General features: G+C 49.3%; 19 protein-coding genes, 1 tRNA gene and 2 pseudogenes. 12 read left to right on the plus strand and 10 right to left on the minus strand.

Annotated features, from left to right (window positions below; translation table 11 throughout):
• Positions 1-16 precede the first annotated feature (16 nt).
• The gene (locus tag NQF64_RS02385) at positions 17-385 is read left to right on the plus strand and encodes a site-specific integrase (RefSeq protein ID WP_099027377.1); all 369 of its coding nucleotides are present in this window, start codon (positions 17-19) and stop codon (positions 383-385) included.
• Between the two features lie 90 nt (positions 386-475).
• A complete protein-coding gene (locus tag NQF64_RS08995) occupies positions 476-718 on the plus strand; it encodes a transposase (protein ID WP_099027376.1) in 243 nt (80 codons plus the stop codon).
• Between the two features lie 514 nt (positions 719-1,232).
• Here the strand turns inward: NQF64_RS08995 and NQF64_RS02390 are convergent.
• Together NQF64_RS02390 and NQF64_RS02395 are read right to left on the minus strand one after the other, a co-directional pair.
• Positions 1,233-3,020 carry a GTPase gene (locus NQF64_RS02390; RefSeq protein WP_266106340.1) on the minus strand — a complete coding sequence of 596 codons (1,788 nt, stop codon included), beginning with the start codon at positions 3,018-3,020 and terminating at the stop codon, positions 1,233-1,235.
• Entirely contained in the window at positions 3,013-5,016 is a 2,004-nt protein-coding gene (locus NQF64_RS02395) for a GTPase (RefSeq protein ID WP_266106341.1), read from the minus strand. Before NQF64_RS02395 ends, NQF64_RS02390 begins: the two co-directional genes overlap by 8 nt.
• 489 nt (positions 5,017-5,505) lie before the next feature.
• Between NQF64_RS02395 and NQF64_RS02400 the strand changes: the two genes are divergently transcribed.
• The 5 genes and pseudogenes from NQF64_RS02400 to NQF64_RS02420 all read left to right on the plus strand — a co-directional run bounded on the left by NQF64_RS02400 (position 5,506) and on the right by NQF64_RS02420 (position 8,529).
• Positions 5,506-5,913: a hypothetical protein gene (locus tag NQF64_RS02400; protein WP_143813667.1), complete on the plus strand. Its 408-nt coding sequence runs from the start codon at positions 5,506-5,508 to the stop codon at positions 5,911-5,913.
• Positions 5,914-6,351: 438 nt separating this feature from the next.
• A pseudogene (locus NQF64_RS09000) lies at positions 6,352-6,471 on the plus strand (relaxase/mobilization nuclease domain-containing protein); the annotation flags it as partial.
• Positions 6,472-6,626: 155 nt separating this feature from the next.
• Positions 6,627-7,034 (plus strand): annotated as a pseudogene (locus tag NQF64_RS02410) (hypothetical protein); the annotation flags it as partial.
• A gap of 300 nt (positions 7,035-7,334) precedes the next feature.
• Complete coding sequence (locus tag NQF64_RS02415; protein ID WP_266106344.1) at positions 7,335-7,865, plus strand: LPD7 domain-containing protein; 531 nt, start codon at positions 7,335-7,337, stop codon at positions 7,863-7,865.
• A 505-nt stretch (positions 7,866-8,370) separates the two neighbouring features.
• On the plus strand, positions 8,371-8,529 hold the full coding sequence (locus NQF64_RS02420; RefSeq protein ID WP_266106345.1) for a VOC family protein: 159 nt from the start codon (positions 8,371-8,373) through the stop codon (positions 8,527-8,529).
• Between the two features lie 397 nt (positions 8,530-8,926).
• Here NQF64_RS02420 and NQF64_RS02425 read toward each other — a convergent pair whose 3' ends face one another.
• The 3 genes from NQF64_RS02425 to NQF64_RS02435 form a co-directional block, all read right to left on the minus strand.
• Positions 8,927-9,418, minus strand: coding sequence for a hypothetical protein (locus tag NQF64_RS02425; RefSeq protein WP_266106346.1), 492 nt, complete (start codon positions 9,416-9,418; stop codon positions 8,927-8,929).
• A gap of 131 nt (positions 9,419-9,549) precedes the next feature.
• Positions 9,550-10,302: a 2,3-diphosphoglycerate-dependent phosphoglycerate mutase gene (gene gpmA / locus NQF64_RS02430; RefSeq protein WP_099027368.1), complete on the minus strand. Its 753-nt coding sequence runs from the start codon at positions 10,300-10,302 to the stop codon at positions 9,550-9,552.
• Positions 10,303-10,464: 162 nt separating this feature from the next.
• Entirely contained in the window at positions 10,465-11,754 is a 1,290-nt protein-coding gene (locus NQF64_RS02435; RefSeq protein WP_266106347.1) for an MFS transporter, read from the minus strand.
• A 427-nt stretch (positions 11,755-12,181) separates the two neighbouring features.
• On the opposite strand from NQF64_RS02435, the gene NQF64_RS02440 reads away from it, so the two are divergent.
• Positions 12,182-12,445, plus strand: coding sequence for a (2Fe-2S)-binding protein (locus tag NQF64_RS02440; RefSeq protein ID WP_099027366.1), 264 nt, complete (start codon positions 12,182-12,184; stop codon positions 12,443-12,445).
• A gap of 40 nt (positions 12,446-12,485) precedes the next feature.
• Here the strand turns inward: NQF64_RS02440 and bfr are convergent, their stop codons facing one another.
• Positions 12,486-12,980, minus strand: coding sequence for a bacterioferritin (gene bfr, locus NQF64_RS02445; RefSeq protein ID WP_099027365.1), 495 nt, complete (start codon positions 12,978-12,980; stop codon positions 12,486-12,488).
• A 349-nt stretch (positions 12,981-13,329) separates the two neighbouring features.
• On the opposite strand from bfr, the gene nfsB reads away from it, so the two are divergent.
• Entirely contained in the window at positions 13,330-13,989 is a 660-nt protein-coding gene (gene nfsB / locus NQF64_RS02450; protein WP_257875189.1) for an oxygen-insensitive NAD(P)H nitroreductase, read from the plus strand.
• 62 nt (positions 13,990-14,051) lie between these two features.
• On the opposite strand, the gene NQF64_RS02455 is transcribed toward nfsB, so the two are convergent.
• From NQF64_RS02455 to NQF64_RS02470, 4 genes are all read right to left on the minus strand, one after another.
• Positions 14,052-14,142, minus strand: a tRNA-Ser gene (locus tag NQF64_RS02455).
• 26 nt (positions 14,143-14,168) lie between these two features.
• Positions 14,169-14,822, minus strand: a complete 654-nt coding sequence (locus tag NQF64_RS02460; RefSeq protein ID WP_099027363.1) for a phosphoribosylanthranilate isomerase — start codon at positions 14,820-14,822, stop codon at positions 14,169-14,171.
• Positions 14,819-15,538 carry an orotidine-5'-phosphate decarboxylase gene (pyrF, locus tag NQF64_RS02465; protein ID WP_099027362.1) on the minus strand — a complete coding sequence of 240 codons (720 nt, stop codon included), beginning with the start codon at positions 15,536-15,538 and terminating at the stop codon, positions 14,819-14,821. The genes NQF64_RS02460 and pyrF overlap by 4 nt, the downstream gene beginning before the upstream one ends.
• A gap of 11 nt (positions 15,539-15,549) precedes the next feature.
• Complete coding sequence (locus tag NQF64_RS02470) at positions 15,550-15,879, minus strand: DUF1049 domain-containing protein (RefSeq protein ID WP_099027361.1); 330 nt, start codon at positions 15,877-15,879, stop codon at positions 15,550-15,552.
• Positions 15,880-16,113: 234 nt separating this feature from the next.
• On the opposite strand from NQF64_RS02470, the gene NQF64_RS02475 reads away from it, so the two are divergent.
• Genes NQF64_RS02475 through pdxA form a run of 3 tightly spaced genes read left to right on the plus strand, consistent with a single transcriptional unit; the run spans position 16,114 to position 21,751 of the window.
• Complete coding sequence (locus tag NQF64_RS02475; RefSeq protein WP_266106348.1) at positions 16,114-19,329, plus strand: glycosyltransferase; 3,216 nt, start codon at positions 16,114-16,116, stop codon at positions 19,327-19,329.
• Positions 19,322-20,737 (plus strand): M20/M25/M40 family metallo-hydrolase, encoded by a 1,416-nt coding sequence (locus NQF64_RS02480; RefSeq protein ID WP_407651783.1) that lies wholly within the window; start codon positions 19,322-19,324, stop codon positions 20,735-20,737. The genes NQF64_RS02475 and NQF64_RS02480 overlap by 8 nt, the downstream gene beginning before the upstream one ends.
• Before the next feature lie 6 nt (positions 20,738-20,743).
• Entirely contained in the window at positions 20,744-21,751 is a 1,008-nt protein-coding gene (pdxA, locus tag NQF64_RS02485) for a 4-hydroxythreonine-4-phosphate dehydrogenase PdxA (protein WP_266106349.1), read from the plus strand.
• The last annotated feature ends 8 nt before the right edge of the window (positions 21,752-21,759 follow it).

The following is a 21,759-nucleotide window of genomic DNA, read 5'->3' on the forward strand; positions in this document are numbered from 1 at the left end:
CTTTCGCCTGGTTTCGGTGATTGACGAACTGAAAGAGCTTGGCTTTCTTGACTATGCGGCTCGTCAGAAGCGATTGGACCGTCCTCTCATCTATGGTGAAGGACCCTCAGGCCGACTGCGTTCCGAGCAGGCCAGCATGACCCGGTTGAACCGGCTGATCCGTACGGTTTTCCCCGATGATCTGGACCTCATGGGATATTCCTTCCGGCATCATTTCCGGCAGATGCTGTCTGCCTCCAATATTGGACTGGAACTATCCAACAAGGTTTTTGGTCATCGTGGTGGGAAAACCTATGAGCGTTATGGAAAGGGCCTGTCGGAAGCTGAAGCGCAGGTTTTTGTGGAGAAGGTTCATTTTCCTTTTTCGTTGGCCTTTCTTTTATAATGGGAACTGTCTTTCAAGGGGAAGGCCTCAGTAAAATGAGCATGGGTGTTGGGGCCGCCCTGCCGAAATAACCGCTGATTTCTCAAAGGGATGTTGCATGTTCTGCGGACGGGTTGTCCCTGGCGGGACAGGCATGAACGCCACGGCATATGGAACTCCGTTTATGTCAGATTTCACCATCGGGCTGAACGGGGCGTGAGGGATGCTTTGCTTCAGACTCTTATAGATCTGGGACTGAATGATGGCTGGCAGCATATGATTGATGGTATCATCGTCCGTACTCAATCACAGGCCACGGGTGCAAAAGGGGGCTCATTGAAGAAAAGGTTTTAGTCGATCACGCGGCGGCTTTACGAGCAAAAGTCGCGCCCGATGCGACAATCAGGGATGCCCTTTCGGTTTTGTCCTCATCAGGAGGTCAGGTTTCAGCTTATAAAGCTACAGATGCCTTGCTGGTGTTGCCGGTTTTAAACTCCGGGCCATGCTGGCTGAACGAGGCTATGACGGCGACAGTTTTCGCCAGGATCTGTTTCTAGGTGGTATCCTGCCGTCCATTCCATCACGCAAAAGCCGAAGTGTACCGTAGAAAACAGACTGGCAGTGCTACTAAGGGCGCAGCTGCATCGAGTGGATGTTCAACCATCTCAAGCGGAGGCAGCGCATTGCAAATCGCTACGACAAGACAGCTTTGTCCTTCATGAGCTTTTTCAAGTTCGCCGCCGCAAAACTCTGACTTAACTCTTTGTCAAAATAACCTAAGCATTTCGGTCACTGTCAATCCCGTGGCTGTTTATCTTAAGATCAATTTGGTCCTTAAATACGATGATTGAGCTTGCGTAATACTTAACTACGGGGTAGGCAATTGTCTCACATTAATTAGCTTGATCAGTTCTTCAATACGTCGCTTCAGATTTTGGAAATCCACAGCTCCAGACTTTCGTTCATTGCGCTTTCCGACAAGATCTTCAACGGTTTTATCTATGGCAAGTAACTCAGAATCGTAAAACTCTTTGGAAAACAATTCGAATTGCTCCCAAAATAAAGCCTGAACTGACAAGGCAGAATCCCGATAAGCGGAACGAACGCCGTCGCGCGCGTTGCGGAGTTGTAGATAGTGCTGTTCCTGCTGACGGTCTTCAGCGATCTGTGCGAAGACTGACAAGACACCGCCAATTGCGGAAACGCACCGACCGGCATTTCCGATTGCCCGGGCTACATTGACGGCCCCCCAAGGTCGGAATTTTACGCCAAAAAATCTCCCGACGTTGTAGACAACCTTATGCGCGTCACTTCCCCGAGCCGCCGTGGCACTGAACGCGGAAACTCCCTCAGCAGTAGATCCCGTGGCCCATCGAGCTGTCCAGTTCCCGATGTCCTTTGCAACGCTTCCGATCTTCTTGGCTTTGACGGGCCAATCGGCAAGAACTTCTACTTTTGAAGGCGAGTTCCATGCCAGGGATGCGAAGTCGCCGAGATAAGCGTCCCTAGGTGCTTCGCCTTCAACCTGTCCAGTCAGTTCACGCGCGAGTACGCCATCACGGAGGGCTTCCAACTGATGGCGCAACTCGCTGAATTCTGTCTCGATGCATAAACGAGCCTCTTCAGAAAGCGCCTCACTGCGAGCATTGGCATTGGCCTGGGCACGGGTATGAAGTGCTTCGACGTCTTTCTCGGTTTTGCCTGGCTCGATCGACTCTGCAACCTCGTCGCCATAACTCCCGATATCGACGACAGCTCTTGCGATGACACCATTCATCGTTGCGCGCAAACGACCTCGCGATGCGAGAAAAATGCTTCGCTTGCGATGAAGGAGTTCGAGCGCGGCACGCTCTTGAGGAAAATCCGTTGATAGTAGCGCAGACGCTTGTTCTGCAATGCCACGCATCGTGAAGAGCGGCGCCGACAAGCGACCTGTCAAACCACGCTCTGCTATAAATCCGTTGAGAGCGTCCATAAGCGTTCCGATGTTGGCAAGCTTGAGGAGGTCTATGCGATCCTCTTCGTCAGCGGTTTGTGCTTCAATCCATGACTGGGCGTCGACGAAGACACCACGGAAATCCTCAAGGACGAGCGGTGCCGTGACCTTCTCAATGTCGCCTTGCTTCGTCTCAGGCGAGCCTGGATCTTGGCCCATCTTGTTTACAACAAGGAGCATCCGGCGCGCGTGCTGACGCCCGAACGCAAGCTCTCGAAAGTGGCGCCCGATCGTATCGTCAAATAGCTCGTTCGTAACAACGAACACGATGAGATCGGCGCGATCGATTATTGCGTAGGTCTTCTCGTCGTGGTCGGGCCGTCCCGCATGTACGCCCGGCGTATCGAGGAGCCGAACCCCCTCCCAGTCGTAAGCTGTAACCGAGTCGGTGCAGACGTTAGCGTCGATCACGATGTCCTCGCGGCCCGTGAGGACACGAAGGATTGTTGACTTTCCCGCATTATACTGCCCGACGAAGGCTATGGTAAGAGGGGGGACGCGCTCGAACGAACCCCCAGTGATCCGTACCTCATCCACCTCGCGCTCGAGAGCTCTGACCTTTAGATCCTCTGAACGCGCGGTAGCCGCGCGCAGATCACTCTGAACTTTCTGGGTCGCCGAGAGAATTTCGCCAAATTCGAAAGAAGCTTTATCAGACATGTGCGCGGTCCTCTCCAATCACCTTAATGCGTACGTCCACGAGACGGCTGGCAAGGGAAATATTACTACCACGTTTTCCGATAGCTCGCCCTACTTCTTTCTGTGGGACACGAACTAGAGCCGATCGGGCCGAGATTGATACATTCGTGGGTAAGACATTGGCAGGCCGCAGGGCAGCAGCTATCTTCTGAGCGACAGGAACCTCTGGAATCTCATCAACCCACTCGTTGATCGCGCGACCCACTTCTTTGCAGAATGCTGCGTTTTCGATATTCCCCCTCCAAAGGAACTTGATGCGAACGCCAGGATCACGAACTACACGGGCTATTAGAGCTTCTTCCACGGGCATGTGAATGAATTGCCCCGTGCGGACAAGAAGGCGGCGATTGAGCCCCTCAACAATGGTAGCTACCTGACGGGCCCCATCATCCAGGGATCGAGAAATCCTGCCCATGCCAGTATAGAACTGCCGTGTATCCTTACGAATCGCGCGGACCAATCGGCTTGTCACACTGTCATAGAACCATTTCTTCAAGCTGCTAGCGACTTCACGCTCAAGGTTATCGATATTTTTGCGAAGATCGGAGGTCACCTTTGCCTTCTGACCTTGAAGTTTCTTCTCGCGATCGTTAAAAAACCACGATAGCCCTAGAGGGATCACACTAATGACACCAGCGGTCAGCCCAATTGGGTTCCAAAAGTTCGCGGCGCCAAAGTACCCCGCTACAGCGGAAACGCTGGCCATGGCCCCCCCTGCGGCAGAGAGCCAATGCAGGGATCGCTTCACATCCCACGGATCAAATTGTGATGGGTTGGCGGTGTCGAACTCTCCTATCACTTTCGACTTTACTGACATTTCTCGTGAAAACTCATCGAGGCAAGCGCGAAGTTCATCAAGGATAACCGTCTGCTGACGTTTGAGCCAGCCCTGGATGTCGAGCGCTACCACCTTTTGATTCCAGCGTTCACCGACATCCTTTCGTTCGATATTTTCGTCAATGAACGCAGACAGCGATGCGCGGAGCGGCTGCACGAGCTGGCTCGCTTCCGTCTCTACACGGGTCTTTGTTGCCCGGATGAAGCCATTAAGCCAGGCGTCAAGCTCTTCGAATTTATCTTTAAGGTGATGGGCCACTTGCCTCACAGTTTTTGCTTGCTTACCAAGCTCCTCTTGGAGATCAAGCAACGAAATTTGGGTACCATCTATGATGGTCTGCAATCGACGGACAATACCTCGTTGGGAAACTTCTACCTCAAGTGCGTGAAGGAGTTTTCCAAGACGAGAGTAATCCGCAAGAAGTTCCGCATCTTCTTTATACTCGGGACGAGTAGAAAAATATGCTGCCTGTGCATGGATCGGGTATATCTCCACATTGCTCATGCCAAGATAATCACGGGCAAGCTCGCAGATGCGGTCGAAATGTCCACGGATCTCGTTTTCGTTAAATATGCTTCGTGGATCTTTCAGAAACCGACGCATATTTACTGATTTTTCGAGATCTCGCTTGATATTCAATACGAAAATTATCGGTTTGTTCTGCTGGCGCAACTCCCTCATACCTTTGAACGATTCCTCCTGAACCCCGTCGGAGCTGACAAGAAACAATACGACGTCGGTCTCGTCGATTACCGATATTGCCTGCGCGCGATCCTCTTCACCCTCGTACGCCCCGATACCAGGGGTATCAATGATGCGGAGGGAGTTCCAGACGTACTCGCGCACGTCGCGAGTTGTACGCTGGGCACCCTTACCAATAGTGGTACCATCGCCGCCAGTAAGCGTCTCACGGATCGTGCTTTTGCCTGCCATCGTTCGGCCGAAGAGCGTGATCGTAAAACGATTGAGGACACTCTTCTTGGTATGGAGAGCAGTCCTTGTTGCACAGAGAGAGTCCACTAGCGTCGTCTCAAGCTTTGCGTCGAGTTCCTGAAGTCGTGTTCTGGCGTCTTCAATGGCTGCGCCATCAGTCGGGACACGACGCGCAATAGCTGCCATTGATGCCTTCAGTTTCCGCCCAACCTGCTCGGCATCGTGGAGGGCACTAACGGCGACTTTAAATTCCTCTCGGGCGACATGTGCGCACTGCCTGAGTGCTCGGTGATATGCGTCGCTGTGTCTATTATCTTGATGAGATGATATGATATTGTTTCGACCTTTTTGTGAGTTACCCATGACGTATCGCCTCAACCCTATAGATTGCTCCGGGATTTGCGGAGACTGGTTTGCATAAATTATGTCCCATCAGGGACAATCCGTCCGTAGAACATGTAACATACCCCTAAGAAATCGGCGATTGTCTTCAGCGGGTGCGTCCAATACGCGCGTTCAGGTGGAAGAAGCGGGTCAATCATCGCTCATTCCTGATCTGTCAGATCACCTCATGCCATCTCCGCTCCACCTTATCGTCTGCGTTGAAGCAACCACTGAAGCAGAACTCAGACAGATTGTATAAATCTTTTGTCAATGCAGCCTAAGGGCGCATCCATGCTGGATGCGCCCCCAATCCTGTCTATTATTCCTCCTTATTCAGGATCGGGATTGAATGGCCTGTCGCTGGCTTCCCTCACGATCCTGTTTTCCTGCCGGTTCCATCTGCAACAGACAACCGATTTTGCTGTGACGTTTCCGCTTGTTGCGATACTGGACCGCGGACCGGTCATATCGTCTAGGGCGGCTTTCATGATCGTCGCCGCGTCAAAATTGCACGACAACCCGCTCATGACGTCCGTCATTCGCACCTGCTTTCCGCTCAATGGCGACGCTATTTTGCAGAAATGGGGGCTGGCCATGTGTCCATCCATTCCTCCAGTACAGCCGCGGAAAAGCGTTTCCCAGGTCATTCAGCTGCGCGTTCCACAGGCTCTCCATGACGAGCTCCGGCAGGCCTGCTAGGCCCATGGCATTACCCTCTTCGAGCTGGTTTGCGCCCTGATCCTCCGCCAGCCGGTTCGGACCGCCTCCAGCAAGCGTGCCCTGGGTGACATCGCACAGTTGGTGGGGGAGCTGCGCCGTCAGGGAGCTCTGCTCAACATGCTGGCCCGTTCCGAGTGGACGTCGGGACTCCGTCAGGAGATGATGACAACCCTCCGGGCTGTCCAGCGTCTCGCCGCCCAGATTTGGGAACAGCTAGAAAGGGAGCAGGATGTACATCAAGCTCGTTGACAGTGCCCGACGCAGCAGTAAGCGCGAACGGATCAGCGGCCTCCTGCGCTATATCACCAATCCGGGCTCTCGGATTACTGGTGAAAAATGTAGCCATGCCGAGGCCATCATTTTTGTGGCTCATCCCGCAATAGGGTCGAGGAACGCCGCAAGCTCGTTCATGCCCTCATGGATGAGCTGGGACTGTCCGATCATCAGGCGGTCTGGGCGCTGCATGAGGATACGGCCCATCCTCATCTCCATCTGGTGATAAACCGGGTTGATCCTCTGACGGAAACACTCACCGAAATCAATAAAGGCTGGCACATCAAGGCCCTGAAACAGGCCCTGCACAGGGTGTTGCGCAAGCTGGATTACACAGTCAGTCCTGAACGCCCCGTTATGATGATAAAGGAAAGCGCCTCAATCCGCGTCCCCGAAAAGCGCTCAGCCAGCAGGCCCAACGCTTCGAGCGTTATCACGGTATGGCCAGTGCGGAACACCTCGCCCGGACGCGATTGGCCCCGCTTACCGAGAAAGCCAGCAGCTGGGCAGAGCTTCATGCCTTGTTCCGGAAGAAGGGCGCTACCTTCAAGCGGAAGGGCCGTGGTCTGGTCATCATGCTGGAAGGACAGGCCGTCAAGGCCGGCGTTATGGGCCGGACCTTTTCCCGGGTGGCGCTGAGAAAACGTTTCGGGGCTTTTGAGGAGGGGATCTTTTCCCGGCCACTTGACAGGGCAGACATGCTTTTTGCTTGCCGGAAGGACAGTGAGGCCCAGAAGGAGATGCAGTGCCGCGCCTGGTACAGTGAGCGGAATAGGCTTTACCGGTTCACTCTGTCAAAACAGCTTGCCGAAATCAGGGATTGGTAGAGCCGGGAATGACAGCAGATCCATGACGTGGCTCGGGCTTATGGTTGGGCCGACTTGCTGTCCCTGTGTCTCCTGCTGGAAAGCCAGGCAGCGTTCCGGCGGGCCACGGTCAGGGATCAGGCCTGGCTCTGGAAGCAGCAGCAGATCCTACCTGGAACATTGCAGCGGCTTTCCTGGGCCCGGTACCGGGGAGAACGTGCCAAGCGTCATGATGGCTTGCGGGGAACGTAGGTCTGGAAGGGATCACTGTTTCCCGAGCGGAGCCGGCATCAATCATTGCTGGAGCAGTACAGACTGGTCATGTCTTCTGCCGGCTCTGGCATTCATTATGTGAAAGCCAACCGGGAAACGGCCTTCACGGATAGGGGGCAACAGATTCTGGCCAGGAAACACACGACCGATGAGGACGTGCTGGCCATGCTGCGTCTGGCTGAGGAACGCTATCCCCGGGGCTTTACCCTGCAGGGCTCGGAGCAGTGGAAGGCCCGGGCCACCCGGATTGCCCGGGAGAACAGGATCAGTTTTGAAGGCTGGTACCAGGGCAAACGACCTAGCCCCGGAGCGCGGGACAGAGATCGGGCCCTGCAGCAGACCGAGCGGGAGGGTAAGCCCGGTTATATGGATCTCACCTTCTGGAAGATCCTGCCTGAAACCTGGCGGGAGCAGGAACGGGAGCTGCACCGGACGCCTATGCACGCTGGCTGGCAGAGGAACAGTTCGGGCCTCGGCTTCGGTATGCGTTTGACCGGAGTTGCCGTCGGATCACCGACCATCCGCATGACTCGGCAACGCAGGAGGCTTTCAGGGAAGCGGGGCGGCGCATGGAGGTGATGTGAGGAACTGTTTTGATCGACAGGAGACACCCCGACAAATGGCAGGGCTGTAGAGGACGAAAACGCAAGCCATGGGAAAGGCCGAAAGTATGCTTGCGTCCGTATAGACAGGAGGATTTTTTGGACAGAAGCCGTTAAACCGCTTAAGAGCGGTATTACACGTTTGCGTTCCACAGGGACAAACCAGAATTGGCGCGTTCCCGTAGGTATTGGGCTTTTGCAGTTGAGAGGAACTTCAAATAAAGGTCCCATCCCCTCCGCCACGGGTTTCCACTAAAAAGCAAAGCGTACCTCACAAATAGGAGCGTTTTCTATTTCTGTGGTCCCCAGCGAGGCCCCCAATTTTTCTGCGCCTCTTACAATTAGTCCGTCTCTTCGTCGCAGTCTGTTATACTCTTGGCAAAATGGTATAGAATTGGATGTCTAGCTGTTTTGGGGTTAGCGAAAGCTTTTCGTCCGCTTCCTGTTATCACGCAGTCGCAGCATGAACATGGAGATAGACCATGCCTACTTTATTTGTTGAAGCGATTGATCATCTTGTTCTGAATGTTAATGACATTGATGTATCGTTTGATTGGTATTCAAATATTCTTGGAATGCGAGGGAAGAAGATTGTTTCAAAAAAAAAGTGGCGTGCGAAAAAATATACTTTTCTTTGGTAGTCAGAAAATAAATCTTAGACAGAAGGATATATCGCAAGAAGATTGGTTCACAGCAAGGCATCCTCTCGAGGGAACAGCAGACTTGTGTTTCCTTGTCAGTCTGTCCGCAGATGATGTTGTAAAGCATCTGACACATCATAACGTAAAGATTGAATGTGGACCTGTAATAAAAGAAGGAGCCCGTGGGAAAATTTCCTCCGTTTATTGTCGTGATCCCGATGGGAATCTGATCGAATTATCCTCTTATTAAAGAGTCGGTTTCTTTGCCAGTATATTTCTAGGATGTGTGGCAATCGTTAAATAGCTCTAGCACGGATATTATGATGGTCATCTTTCCATTGCTAGAGCTTAGAAAATTATATTGTGATTTGTTTGGCTATCATGAGTTTTATATATATTATACTTTATTCTTGAAAAATAACAAACAAATCACACAAATCGGGAGGAATATTTGAAAAAAATAAAATGATATAAAGAACAATTGGCTACTAGTTATTTTGTTTTTATCATCATAACTAATTTGTGTTGTAAGTTGTATTTCCTCGTAGCCATAGTTTTTTAACTTCTCTTCAATATCTTCTCCAACTTTTACGGCACTAATAAGAAAGTTTCTGTACCATTTTTCTGCACAGAAGCAGCTAAGAGCAATGATAACATAAAAAAATAATATAGAAATTATAATATATTTTTCATTGTTTATATCTGAATCTTTCAACAGGTAAGCAGCGAATAAGAAAAGAGCCGAAAAACAAGTTCCGAGTAATCCTCTTACGCGCATACTAATATCGTTAAAATGTTCTTGTGTATCAATGACTCTTTTCCATGCCTCTAGATAAATATTAACTGAAGCAATTTTATCGTCTTCTGTTCTTCTAACTCCAAACATCATGATTCCTTTCTCATGAAAAAGTTTCACCATTTTATTTATTGTATAGTAGAGTAGCTTATGTGTCAGCTAATAATATAAAAAAGGGACGGCAGAAAAACCGTCCCCTTCTTTAACAAAGTAAAGCCAGCAGCTTACTTAGCCTTGCCCTGGTTAGCTACGGCAGCAGCCTTAGCGGCGATTTCTTCCGCATCGCCGAGGTAATAATGCTTCACAGGTTTAAAGCTCTCATCGAATTCATAAACCAAAGGCACACCGGTGGGGATGTTCAGGTTGAGGATTTCATCCTCTGTCATGTTATCCAGATATTTCACCAGGGCGCGCAGGGAGTTCCCGTGGGCTGCGATGATGACCTTCTCACCCTTTTTGATACGGGGCAGAATGCTCTTTTCCCAATAAGGGATAACGCGCTCAATGGTGAGGGCGAGGCTCTCTGTGGTGGGAAGCTCATTAGGGCTAAGATGAGCGTAGCGTGGGTCATGGCCGGGGAAACGCTCGTCAGACCGCTCCAGAGCAGGGGGGGTAACAGCAAAACCGCGACGCCATTGCTTAACTTGCTCATCGCCATATTTCTTGGCGGTCTCGGCTTTGTTCAGCCCTTGGAGCGCACCATAGTGACGCTCATTAAGACGCCAGTTTTTCTCAACAGGGAGCCACGCTTGGTCCACACCATCAAGAATGTTCCACAATGTATGGATTGCGCGTTTTAGAACGGATGTATAAGCGAAGTCGAAGGAATAACCTTCTTTACGCAGGAGCTCACCCGCTGCTTTGGCTTCGCTACGTCCTTTCTCGGATAAATCCACGTCATACCAACCGGTGAAACGATTTTCTTGATTCCATTGGCTTTCGCCGTGACGAACCAGAACAAGCTTGGTTACAGCCATGATGAACTCCTTAATACATAAGGTTTAACGACAGGGAGAGAGTGCGCCAGTATGGCAAGAACTGCAAGGCCTTCGCTAGGATTTACGCTCATTTTGATGCATGGCCGTTATGAACTTCGAGAAAGGCCACGACATAACTACATGGCCTTTCTCTGATAGTGGTTAGCTCTTTTGTTTTTCGTGCTCTTCAATGTAACGGCGTGCTTCTGGTGAAATACGGAGTGTCATCGTTAAGCCTGCTGTAATGAGGTAAATGATGGCAAACGTCCAAATGACGTAAGACATCCCTGTGCCAAAAATTACTTCGCAGAGGGATACAATGGCCGGACCAACCCACGTTGAGGCCCCAGCCCCTAAGCCAAGAATAGAGAGGGCTGCGGCTTTCTCGCGGGGGCAGATTTGCGGCATAAGCCCAGAGAGAGGCACAAAGGCTGCGATGGAGGCCCCATATAAAATCCCAACTGCAGCGGCAGCGGCAAAATTACCCGGATACCAAAGGGGAATGTAATAAAAGAGGGGAATGGTAATAAATCCACCAATCCCACCAAAGACAGCCACAACAAAACGATAGCCTATTTTATCGGCCACCATGCCAGAGATGAGGTTAACGATAATATTGCTCAAGAAAATCAATGATAGAAGGTTTAGCCATTGCCCAAGAGTAAAACCTAAATGGTCCACAAAGAAGCCCGGCATAATAGCGAGGAAGGCATATTCGGAGGAGGTATCAACTGTTCTTACAATGCCAGCAATGAGGGTTTTAGGCTCCCGCCATATGATGCTGATAGAGCCTAAAAACGCCTTTTTAGGGGAGACATCAGCGGGGAGAAGGCGTTTTGTCCCAGTTGGTTCATGTGTAAAAAGGAGGGCCAATAACCCGCCAATAACGACAAGACCTAAAGAGCACCAGAAGGTATTGATTTCACCAATCGCAGGGATTGCGAAACGGGCGAATTGAGAGCCTAGAGTTGGCAGCCCAGCTGAGAAGGAAAACCAAAACCATCCAGCCGCCGCACCTAACATTGTGCTTGGGGTTGCTGCGGCAATCCAAACTAAGAACCCATAGGCGAAGAGGGGATAAGCAAAACCGCGTAACGTGTAAAAAGTGAGGATCCACGTGCTATTATTAGGCGTCAGCCCGCAAATGAGAAACCCAACCTCTAAGACGGCCCAGAGAATGAGGCCAATCCACATAACCTTTTTAGGCCCCATCAGGTCCGATAGGGGGCCAGCAAACCATGCAGCAAGCATGACGGTAATCCCGTAGCAGGTGAATAATTCATTCACGAAGCTTTGCGGATGACCCGTATGAAGCATGAATGTGTCTAGGTAACCTGCCTCTACCCCATCGCCGACCATGAAAAGCAGTTGCCCGACAAAGGCCCAGAAGAGTGCTTTTGGGATGCCTATTTTCTCGACAAAACTTGTTTTTGTGTTCAAAGATTCTGCCATTAAAAACCTCTCCCATTATGTAAAGGAAGATGGAAAAGTTATCACAACTGGTTTTCTACCTTCCTCTTGATGAAGACTGAGTTTCTATGAGAGTGAGCAGCCTCTCAAATATACTAGCCTATAATGTAAGGCTTATTTTGTTACAGCCATCATACATCTATAAGCTTAGGAATGCGGGCTTTGTATCACAGGTTTTTTCTTTTTTCAATTAGGAATTATAGAGGATAGAATGATGTTATATCTTTTATTACTTCTTATAATTTGATGATTATTGTTAAAAAGAATCTTCAGTATGAAGAAGAGGTAAAGATGTAACAGTGTTTAAACCTCAACGGAAAAAGAGATGGGGAGGAGAAAATTTTAGTTGCGAAAGAATGTCATTATCATTAGCGTGAAAAAAGATTAGCCAGTCAGAGGCGGAACCTAGATGATTATATGCTCATGCAATGGGTTGTCTGACAGAGATGTACAGGCGGCAATTCAGGCCGGAGTCGTGAGGCTTTCCGATATTTATGCGGCACGTCAGTGCCGGGTAAAATGTGGGAATTGCGTAAAGGGTGTGGCCTGTTTATTAAAAGCGGCGCGTGAGACAAGGTGCCCATGCCCCACAACCTTAGAGCTAGAAGAACAAATGGCAGCTCAAGCTGTTGGGGATGAAGAGCTGGTTACAAAAAAAGAGGCCTCCCTATAGGGAAGCCTCCTTTATAGAAGTAATTAATAACAGTGATTAATTACTCGCCGCTATTCTGGTCGGCACTCTCGGAGTTCAGGGTGATATAACGCTCAATACCGATCTGTTTGATGAGGTCGAGTTGTGTATCAATGAAGTCCTCATGAGATTCTTCATCTGCAAGGATGCGGAAGAGCAGGTCACGGGATACAAAATCGCGTACGCTTTCGCAGTAAGCAATGCCCTCGCGGATTTTCTCCAGGGCTAGTGCTTCGACTTTCAGATCGCATTCTAGAATTTCTTGAACATTCTCACCAATCTGAAGCGGGTTGAGGTGCTGTAGATTCGGCAGGCCGCCCAAGAAAAGGATGCGCTCAATCAGCCAATCAGCATGGCGCATCTCCTCAATTGATTCTTCATATTCTTTCTTACCGAGTTTGGTAACACCCCAGTGATTTAACGTACGAGAATGCAAAAAATATTGGTTAATGGCCGTCAACTCATTTGCCAATTGTGCGTTAAGGAACTCAATAACCTTCGGGTCTTTTACAGCCATGATGGCCTCCTCAATAAAGTGATAAAAGTAGGAACGTCTCCAACGAGAGCGGATATAATATCGCTTCTGTAAAAAATCAATAAAAAAATATTATTTATGTATTCGTACTTGATAATCATTATCATATACTTTCAATTGAAAAAGATTATCACCTTCATTCTTTGAGGAGTCCTATTTCTCTTATATTTTCTTCATTTTGGGAGGAGATAATTTGTATGATCAATTATTCTTTTTAGTGTGTTCAAATATTGTTGGACGAATAGAAGAGGGAGGTTCTACTTTTTTAAATGCTTTACGGGGTCTTTTTTGTTTGATATGAATGGAACCATTAACCACAAAACGGAGAGAGATGATGGACCTCCCCCATATTTTGCAGACACGTTACACGACGAAGGCTTATGATAAGACACGCCGTATCCCTGAAGAGACGTTTAAACAGTTGGTTGCGGCTTTGCGTTATAGCCCGTCTTCTGTAAATGCTCAGCCGTGGCATTTTATTGTTGCTGACGATGAAGCTGGTAAGCAACGTCTAGCGAAGGCAACTCCAGAAGGGAGCGCGCTAGCATATAATAGAGGGAAGATTACGGATGCCTCTCATGTTGTTTTGCTATGCGCACGTAATGAGCTAACAGAATCGTACTTGCACTCCGTGTTAGAGCAAGAAGAAAAAGACGGTCGTTATCAAGATGCTAAGGCGCGTGATGAGTTTGCAGCAGCACGTGCGGGTTATGTGCAACAGCATAAGACAGCGGGCGATGTAGCCCATTGGAACCAAAAGCAAGTTTATCTAGCACAGGGCTTCTTGCTGCTTTCCGCCGCTATGTTGGGGATTGATGCAACCCCAATTGAAGGGTTCTTGCCGGAGGTAATGTCTAAAGAGTTTGGTTTGGCAGGAAAGGGGCTGACTCCGCTTGTTGTGGTCGCACTTGGTTATCATGCCGAGAGCGATAATAATGCTAAAAGACCTAAATCCCGCCTTGCAGAGAAGGTATTATTCTCTAAAGCGTAAGACTACGCAGTGGTCAGGGGGTCACCTCTGGCCACAAAAAAAACAGCCTTTTTTAGGGATACTGGCGGAGAGAGAGGGATTCGAACCCTCGGTACGCTATTAACGTACACACGCTTTCCAAGCGTGCGCCTTAAGCCGCTCGGCCACCTCTCCAGCGAGCGTTGCCGCGGACAATATCATTATTTAAAGGTCGCGCAAGCCCCTTTTTGAGAATTTTTTATAAAGGCTCTTATCTTTGCTGTAGACTTTATACCGGGGCTATCTTCCACGCCGGAGGAAACGTCAACAGCTCGTGTTTTACTGGTAAAAACAGCCTTTGCTACATTATCGGGCGTTAGTCCCCCTGCTAATAGCCAAGGGGCGGGGGCATGCCATTGGTCGGTTAGTTTCCAGTCAAAGCTGCGTCCTAATCCACCAGGACGATTATCCCCGGTTTGTGCAGGGGCCTCGATGACATAACCGTCCATAGCTGTGGAGTGTGGAAGGTCCTCCTTATTCGAGATGCCTCGGGCGAGCCAGACTTGTTTGCCTGTTGTGTTTTTTAGGTGAATGGCGGTGTTTTCATCTGTGTAGAGTTGTAAAATATCCAAAGGAACATGGCGTAAAATTGTGAGAACGTCCATGTAAGTAGGGCGCACAAACAAGCCAACACGTAGCGGTCCCCCTTGTGCGGGAGGGGGGACAGCAGCATGTAGAGCAGCCGCACATTCTGGGCTTATGAAGCGTGGAGAGGCAGGATGAAAAACTAACCCAACCCAACGGGCCCCCAAAGCATCACACGCTTTTATGTCCTCAACCCGTGTTAGGCCGCAGATTTTAACATCTACCTTCATGAAGAGGCTGTTTTTAATTCATCTTGTATGGCTTGGGCTACGGCAGCAGGGTCTTCCGCACGCGTGATGGGGCGACCAACTACGATCCAATCTGCCCCAGCTTCAGCGGCTTGAGTGGGTGACATAACGCGTTTTTGGTCGTCAACGTTATTACCAACGAGGCGAATACCCGGTACGATCAGCTCTGGTTTATGGCCAAGCTCTTCCCGCAGGGCGGTGAGCTCGTGTGCTGAGCAAACCAAGCCGTCTGCCCCTGCTTGAATGGCCATTTTCCCAAGCCGTACAACCTCCTCAAGAGGTGTAGAATCAATCCCTACTTCGGTGAGACTTTGCTCATTCATACTTGTTAATACAGTAACAGCTAGCAATTTTGGTCTGTCTGGCCCACCGTTAAATGCTTCCTCCAAAGCACCGCGTGCACGCGCAATCATCTCTGGGCCACCAAGGGCATGGATAGTGGTCAAGAAGGGACGAATGGGAGCAAGGGCTTTTAACCCTGCAGCGACGGTGTTGGGAATATCATGGAGTTTGAGGTCTAAAAATAAAGCGTGACGTTCGCTTAAAGTACGAACAGCATCTAACCCACAAGCATAGGTAAACTCCAACCCCAATTTAATGGCGTCGACTTTACCCTCCAGCATAGAAGCCCATTGTGAGGCTTGGTCATAAGAGGCTGTATCAAGGGCGGCGATAAGACGGGTACGTGCGGCGGACATGATATAAAAGCCTAATTCTGCTGGGTAGATATAGTTGCTTCTGGAGAGGTGTTTTGCGCCATTTTGAGCTGATCTAAGCGTTGGTGAAGCTCAATAAGCTGCTTTTGTGCGTTCCGTAATTGAGATTCAGCCTTTCTAGCCCGTCTGCGTTGGCGAATATCCCCCGCGGCACCGAGGATGAAGCCAAGGATAAGGGAAGGCACTGCTAAAAGAGCGATTAGCTTTCCCATGCCAATGGAAATGCCAAAAGAGGCAAGCCAAACGGTTGTACCATCCAGATTGCTCATAGAGAAAATGGCAATAAATGCCAAAAAGAGAACGATGATTAGAAGTCTTATCATAGGGCTTCTCCTATCCGGCCTCAGGAGGGGAACATAAGGTAGGCATCGAGGTTGTAAAACGTGTTAAGCGATTAGCAGCAATTCTAGAAGAAGTTATTTGGTATGTCATCATAGGCTTAGTAAATTAGGTTTGGAAACATAGAGATGAGGAGCAGATGCTCCCTAAGAAGATAATTTTCTGATATAATTTCAGCAAGCACTCTTCTTTAGTACGAAAGGTTAGCAGACAGACATATGGACCAGACCGGGATTTTTTTCGGCGCAACTCCGAGTCAAAACGTTAAGATTCCTGTTTGGTACGGGTTTGATGCTGCATGGTATCGTCGTCGTTATGCACATGTGCTGAGAGCAATGGGTATAGAATTGGACGACCAAACGCTTGCTGAGCGGTGGGAGGCGGGTGAGATAGAAGGGGTCACCTCGCCTAACCGATATTTTGATGAGGAATGGTATTTAAGATATTATCCTGATGTACGTCGCAGCATAGAAGAACAGGGAATTTTTCGCAGCGGTTTTCAACATTACATCGAGGTTGGTTGTCAAAGTTGTGTAGGCCATTGGTTATTTTCTGCCGAATATTATCTTAAAGAAAATCCCGATTATGGTTTACGTGCCTTACGTAACGCTGGTTATGTTAATGCGTATGATCATTTTTTATCTGTTGGTGATCATCATTTTCGGACGCCGCATCCTTTTTTTGAACCTGAAGTTTTTGTACGGGAATGTTTAAATAAGGATATCCCGTTTGATCCATCCCAAGGGACATTTTCTCAATATTTGTCTCTTGAACATGCGGAGATGGGCAGACTGCGCACCTCCTGGTATTTTGACCCCTCTTGGTATCTTGAGCAATATCCTGATGTAAAAGAGCTGATTAAGACTGGTGATTTTATCAATGCGCTTCATCATTACTTATGTTGTGATGAGCCATCTCAGTTTAACCCTAACCCTTATTTTGATGAAACGTATTATTTAGAAACTTATCCAGATGTACGCGAAGCCGTAAATCAAGGGGCTTTTCGTAATGGGTATGCGCATTTCATGCGTAGCGGTATTCGTGAGCAGCGTAATCCATCTACTGCATTAGATATGCGGGCTTTTATAGAGAGTTTAGATCTTCCTGCTGCACTCCATCGCGCTCATGCGGAGAATCCATTTCATTTGTGGGTGATGCGGCAGGAAAAAGGCGATGACGTTGCTCATTCTGCTGTTTCGTCCACGGCTGCTAGAGCCTTGGCGTTAAAGAAAATAGAAGCAAGTTTACCGTCTTTATTTCGTCAACCGTTACGGTTTGAGGCACATTCTATTCCTTCCTTAACAGTAATACTTTTTTCACAAGGGAATTACTTGTTAGATATTGCAAGTCTCATATCTCTTCAGATGCAAGGGATAGCGGGATTGCAAATTATTTGGGCAGGCCCAAGTAATCACGTGGTACAAGGGCGACTTAATAATAGCATTGAGGGAATTGAGTATTATAATGATGATGAGCATCTGTCATCTTGGCAACGTTTAGGAAAAATTCTTCCCTTAGTCCGCAGTGACCGTATTTTGCTGATGGAATCAGGGATGCAGCTTCTGCCAATGACATTGCCTGCCGTGTTGCAGGCTATGGCTGTGCCTCACGTGGGGGGAAGTGGGAAAATTCTAGCAGCCAATAATCAAGTTTTAGAGGCTGGTAGTGCCGTTTGGCGAGATGGCAGTGTAACATTATGCGCGCAAGGGGCAGAGGCGTTAGCGCAGTCAGTCAGCTTTGAGCGTGAAATAGACGCTGTGCAAGGGGGATTGCTTTTTTGCCAGCGTAAAGGCCTTGAGCAAGCCTTGGCTTATTTGGAAGGACAAGAGGCTGCCCCTCTCTTTACGTGTCTTTCTATTGCCTTAAGGGCCATAGGGGAGACATTGTTTTATTGGCCGTTAGTGCAAGCCAAAGCGTTACATGCAACGGTAGAAGGTTACGTCAATACGCCGGTTTGTAGCGCGTTATTACGACGGCTTTTCCCTAATTTTTTACCAACCCACGCTATTTCATCCCGCGGGACAGTTATGGAAGGAAAAAGCCGTCCTAAGGTGATGATGTTGTTTCCTCACCTACCTCGCACGGTAGAGGGAGGACCAGCGCGACGTATTATTCAACAAATTCATCTTTTTCGCCGGCTAGGGTGGCGGGTAATGATCGTCGGGTTAGATCGTGGAGAAGAGGATAGGCTCGTTATCCCAAGGGATTATCCTTCTGATACAGAATGCTGGCGTGGTGTAGGGGATATAGCGGCGTTTTTACAGCAGCATCAAAATGGTGTGGATTTATTTTGGTTAGCAGGGACGGCCACATTAAAGCGGGTTGGACCTGTCTTGGCCTCTGGGGAATGGCTGTCCTCTGAGAAGAGGATTATCCTAGATGTTGTGGAGCAAAATGGCGTTGGAATAAAAGCTGCAGAAAGGCATTTGCGACGTCTTGTCGGCATGGTAGATGAGCCACAAATCTTGCTAAAAGAAGCCCAAGAAGAGCTTGAATATGCTTGGCTGTGCCAAGGCATTGTTGCTGGTGATGTATCAGATGTTACTCTTCTTCGCCGTTTAGGATATGGTAATGTTGTTCAGATACCTTATGCGGTTGCCCCACAACATATAGCTCATGATGGGCATGGAACTTTTCAGCAACGCAATGGTGCTTTGTTCCCCCTCCCTATTTATCATGCGGGGGATGCGGGGCATGACGGGTTTGACTGGTTTTGTCTCTCTGTTATGCCTCATTTGCAACGATATTTTGATGCACAATTGTCGATAGGGGTTAGCGGGTACCATCATCCTCTTGTTGATATTGGTTTTTATGAGCGTATGGCTCCTTTGGATGGCCTAGCCGAAAAAGGGAAGCTCTCCTCGTTTTTAGAAAAATGCCGTGTTGTGGTCGACCCTGCGCGTGTTTTAGGTATGCAAGCTTTAGAAGTGTTGGAAGCTGCAGCGCAGGGGGTTCCAGCTATATTAAGCACACCACAGATGGAGCGTTTGGGCTGGAAGGATGAAGAGGAAGCCTTAGATGGTGGGTTTAATGCTCCCGAGCATTTTGCTCAGCAAGTCATTCGGCTTTATGAAGATCCAGACTTATGGGCAAAATTACGGGATAATGCTCATGCCTTTGTGTGTCGGGAGCATAATGCTCAGCGTCAGTATGAAATTTTTAAAGCTTTTATAGAAGGTCTCTCTCAAAAAACTAAAATTGCGGAACGTCCTTTGGAGAGGGCTGATAACCAACAGTCTCGGGCGTTTGCTCCAGCACCCTTATATGTAAAACCAAAGCCACATTTAGTGCCAGAGCCACATAATGCGACGGATCATGAAGAAGATGATGAGCCAGACGAGGTGGAGGATGATCTTGCTCCCTTGCCAACACGTCTTGGCGTAACATTATCTAATAATCCTGATGCAAACGGGGATGCACAAACAGATGAATAAGATGATCTCAGGCGTTCTTCATTATGTTGATGAGCAGCAAGATGTTGCCCGCGAGCGGCTTTTTGATTTGCTGCGCATCCCTAGCATTTCCACGCAAAAGGAACATCGTGAGGATTGTCGCCGCGCTGCACAATGGTTGGTTGAGGAGTTGCGCACTATAGGCTTTGCAGCAGAGACGCACGATGTCAAATGGGCTGAGCCGGGGCATCCGATGGTTGTTGGCCATGCCGATGAGAATGACGCTTATGCCAAGGCTGGGCAAACGCATGTTCTTTTCTATGGGCATTATGATGTTCAGCCAACGGACCCGGATCATCTATGGCATAGTAAGCCTTTTGAGCCGTGCATAAAGGAGGATGAAACGGGACGGAAGGTCATCGTGGCACGCGGAGCAAGCGATGATAAAGGACAGGTGATGACCTTTATCGAGGCCTGTCGAGCGTGGAAGGCGGTGCATGGCCGCTTGCCTGTGGCGGTGACTATCCTTTTGGAAGGGGAGGAGGAAACAGGCGGAGAGAATCTATTGCCTTTCCTCAAGGCGCATCAGGCTGATTTACGCGCTGATATCGCCCTTATTTGCGATACGGCGATGCCTAATCGTCATACCCCAGCCATTACAACCTCTCTGCGCGGTACGGTGGCGGAGGAGATTTGTCTAACAGCGGCTAAGCAAGATTTACATTCTGGCATGTATGGCAATGCGGCGGCTAATCCTGCTTATTTGTTATGTCGCCTTATTAGTGGCCTGCGCGATGAAACAGGCCGCATCACCTTACCCGGTTTTTATGATGGTGTGGCCGTGCCAGATGGGCAAACGCGGGCACAATGGGCGCATTTATACCCTGATGATTCTGCTTTGTTAGGTGAGGTTGGCTTGTCTCACGCGGCAGGGGAGCAAGGCTTTAGCGCAATAGAGCAAACATGGTGTCGTCCTAGTTTTGAGGTTAATGGCATTGGCGGTGGGTACCAAGATGATGGGTTTAAAACCGTTATCCCGGCTCAAGCCTCAGCAAAATTATCGTTTCGCCTTGTGCCGGGGCAGGACCCGTTGAAGATTCGGGAGGCATTTCGGGCTTATGTGCGTGATAACCTGCCAGAGGATGTGACTGTCACTTTTACATCACATGGGGCCTCTGCTGGTTTTGCGGTGGAAAAAGAGAGCCCATATCTTGCCGCAACACTCAAAGCCTTGAGTGAAGAATGGGGCGAGCCAGCCGTTACAACGGGCTGTGGTGGGTCTATCCCCGTTGCGGAGGAAGTCCGGCATGCTTTGGGGATGGATGCCTTGATGGTGGGGTTTGCTCAAGCGGATGATCATATTCATTCCCCTAATGAGCAATATGGTTTTGAGTCTTTTCATCATGGGATCCGCTCTTGGGTGCGCATTCTCGCAGCCTTAGCGGAGTGAGACGATATGAAGGCGGCACCACTCGCACTCACAATGGGTGATCCCGCTGGCATAGGGCCAGAATTAACAGGCCGTGTTTGGCAGGCATTGCGGGATACGGGATGTGTCTTTTTCTGGATTGGTGACCCGACTTTGTTGGGTGAGGCGATTGTATGGCAAGAGATCACTCACCCAGCAGAGGCGAGAGCTTGTTTTGCCCATGCTTTGCCCGTTCAGAGGGTATCGTGCCCGGAGGTTGTGCAGCCGGGTAAGCCCTCTCCACAAAATGCCCCCGCAGTTATAGAGAGTATAAAACAAGCTGTGCATTATAGCTTGGCGGGTCAGGCTGGGGCTGTGGTGACTAACCCGATTGCTAAGCATGTATTAGCGGCTGCGGGGTTTCCTCATCCGGGACATACGGAGTTTCTTGCCTCCTTATGTAAGGCTTCAGGGCAAGAGGTGATGATGCTCGCCTGCCCAGAACTGAAGGTCGCTTTGACGAGTATTCATGTTTCTCTCCAGCAGGCCATTAAGTGTTTATCGGCGGAGCGTATTGTTGAGGTCAGTAAAATCACGGCCAAGGCTCTAAAGCGTGATTTTGGGCTTACGAATCCTAGATTGGCTATTGCAGGTCTTAATCCTCATGCTGGGGAGCATGGCATGATGGGGGATGAGGAGGTGCGGATTATCCGCCCTGCTATTGAGGTTCTTACTAAAGAGGGCATTAATGTTATTGGCCCGATGCCCCCTGATACGATGTTTAGTGCCGCTGTGCGTAGCCATTATGATGCGGCGATTTGTTTATATCATGACCAAGGGCTTATCCCTGTAAAGACTCTTGATATGGCAGGGGGGGTGAATATCACGCTGGGCCTTCCCATTATTCGGACCTCACCTGACCACGGTACAGCTTTTGATATTGCCGTGGGGCGTGGAGGAAAAAGCCGTGCGGATTGTTCTAGTCTTTTATCAGCGATGAGAATGGCCCATGATATGGCGCATCAACGGGCAGTGACTGAGTCTCACTGCAAGTGAGCAAGAAA

This window comes from Bombella saccharophila, assembly GCF_026385475.1.
Taxonomy (GTDB): Bacteria; Pseudomonadota; Alphaproteobacteria; order Acetobacterales; family Acetobacteraceae; genus Bombella; species Bombella saccharophila.

Coding starts and splice junctions, on each gene's coding strand:
- bfr (WP_099027365.1), bottom strand. CDS start 12,980: ATGGCTGTAAAAGACCCGAAGGTTATTGAGTTCCTTAACGCACAATTG.
- NQF64_RS02435 (WP_266106347.1), bottom strand. CDS start 11,754: ATGGCAGAATCTTTGAACACAAAAACAAGTTTTGTCGAGAAAATAGGC.
- NQF64_RS02475 (WP_266106348.1), top strand. CDS start 16,114: ATGGACCAGACCGGGATTTTTTTCGGCGCAACTCCGAGTCAAAACGTT.
- gpmA (WP_099027368.1), bottom strand. CDS start 10,302: ATGGCTGTAACCAAGCTTGTTCTGGTTCGTCACGGCGAAAGCCAATGG.
- NQF64_RS02400 (WP_143813667.1), top strand. CDS start 5,506: ATGCTGGATGCGCCCCCAATCCTGTCTATTATTCCTCCTTATTCAGGA.
- NQF64_RS02460 (WP_099027363.1), bottom strand. CDS start 14,822: ATGAAGGTAGATGTTAAAATCTGCGGCCTAACACGGGTTGAGGACATA.
- NQF64_RS02440 (WP_099027366.1), top strand. CDS start 12,182: ATGATTATATGCTCATGCAATGGGTTGTCTGACAGAGATGTACAGGCG.
- NQF64_RS02395 (WP_266106341.1), bottom strand. CDS start 5,016: ATGGCAGCTATTGCGCGTCGTGTCCCGACTGATGGCGCAGCCATTGAA.
- NQF64_RS02470 (WP_099027361.1), bottom strand. CDS start 15,879: ATGATAAGACTTCTAATCATCGTTCTCTTTTTGGCATTTATTGCCATT.
- pdxA (WP_266106349.1), top strand. CDS start 20,744: ATGAAGGCGGCACCACTCGCACTCACAATGGGTGATCCCGCTGGCATA.
- nfsB (WP_257875189.1), top strand. CDS start 13,330: ATGATGGACCTCCCCCATATTTTGCAGACACGTTACACGACGAAGGCT.
- NQF64_RS02390 (WP_266106340.1), bottom strand. CDS start 3,020: ATGTCTGATAAAGCTTCTTTCGAATTTGGCGAAATTCTCTCGGCGACC.
- pyrF (WP_099027362.1), bottom strand. CDS start 15,538: ATGTCCGCCGCACGTACCCGTCTTATCGCCGCCCTTGATACAGCCTCT.
- NQF64_RS02425 (WP_266106346.1), bottom strand. CDS start 9,418: ATGATGTTTGGAGTTAGAAGAACAGAAGACGATAAAATTGCTTCAGTT.
- NQF64_RS08995 (WP_099027376.1), top strand. CDS start 476: ATGTTGCATGTTCTGCGGACGGGTTGTCCCTGGCGGGACAGGCATGAA.
- NQF64_RS02420 (WP_266106345.1), top strand. CDS start 8,371: ATGCCTACTTTATTTGTTGAAGCGATTGATCATCTTGTTCTGAATGTT.
- NQF64_RS02480 (WP_407651783.1), top strand. CDS start 19,322: ATGAATAAGATGATCTCAGGCGTTCTTCATTATGTTGATGAGCAGCAA.
- NQF64_RS02415 (WP_266106344.1), top strand. CDS start 7,335: ATGTCTTCTGCCGGCTCTGGCATTCATTATGTGAAAGCCAACCGGGAA.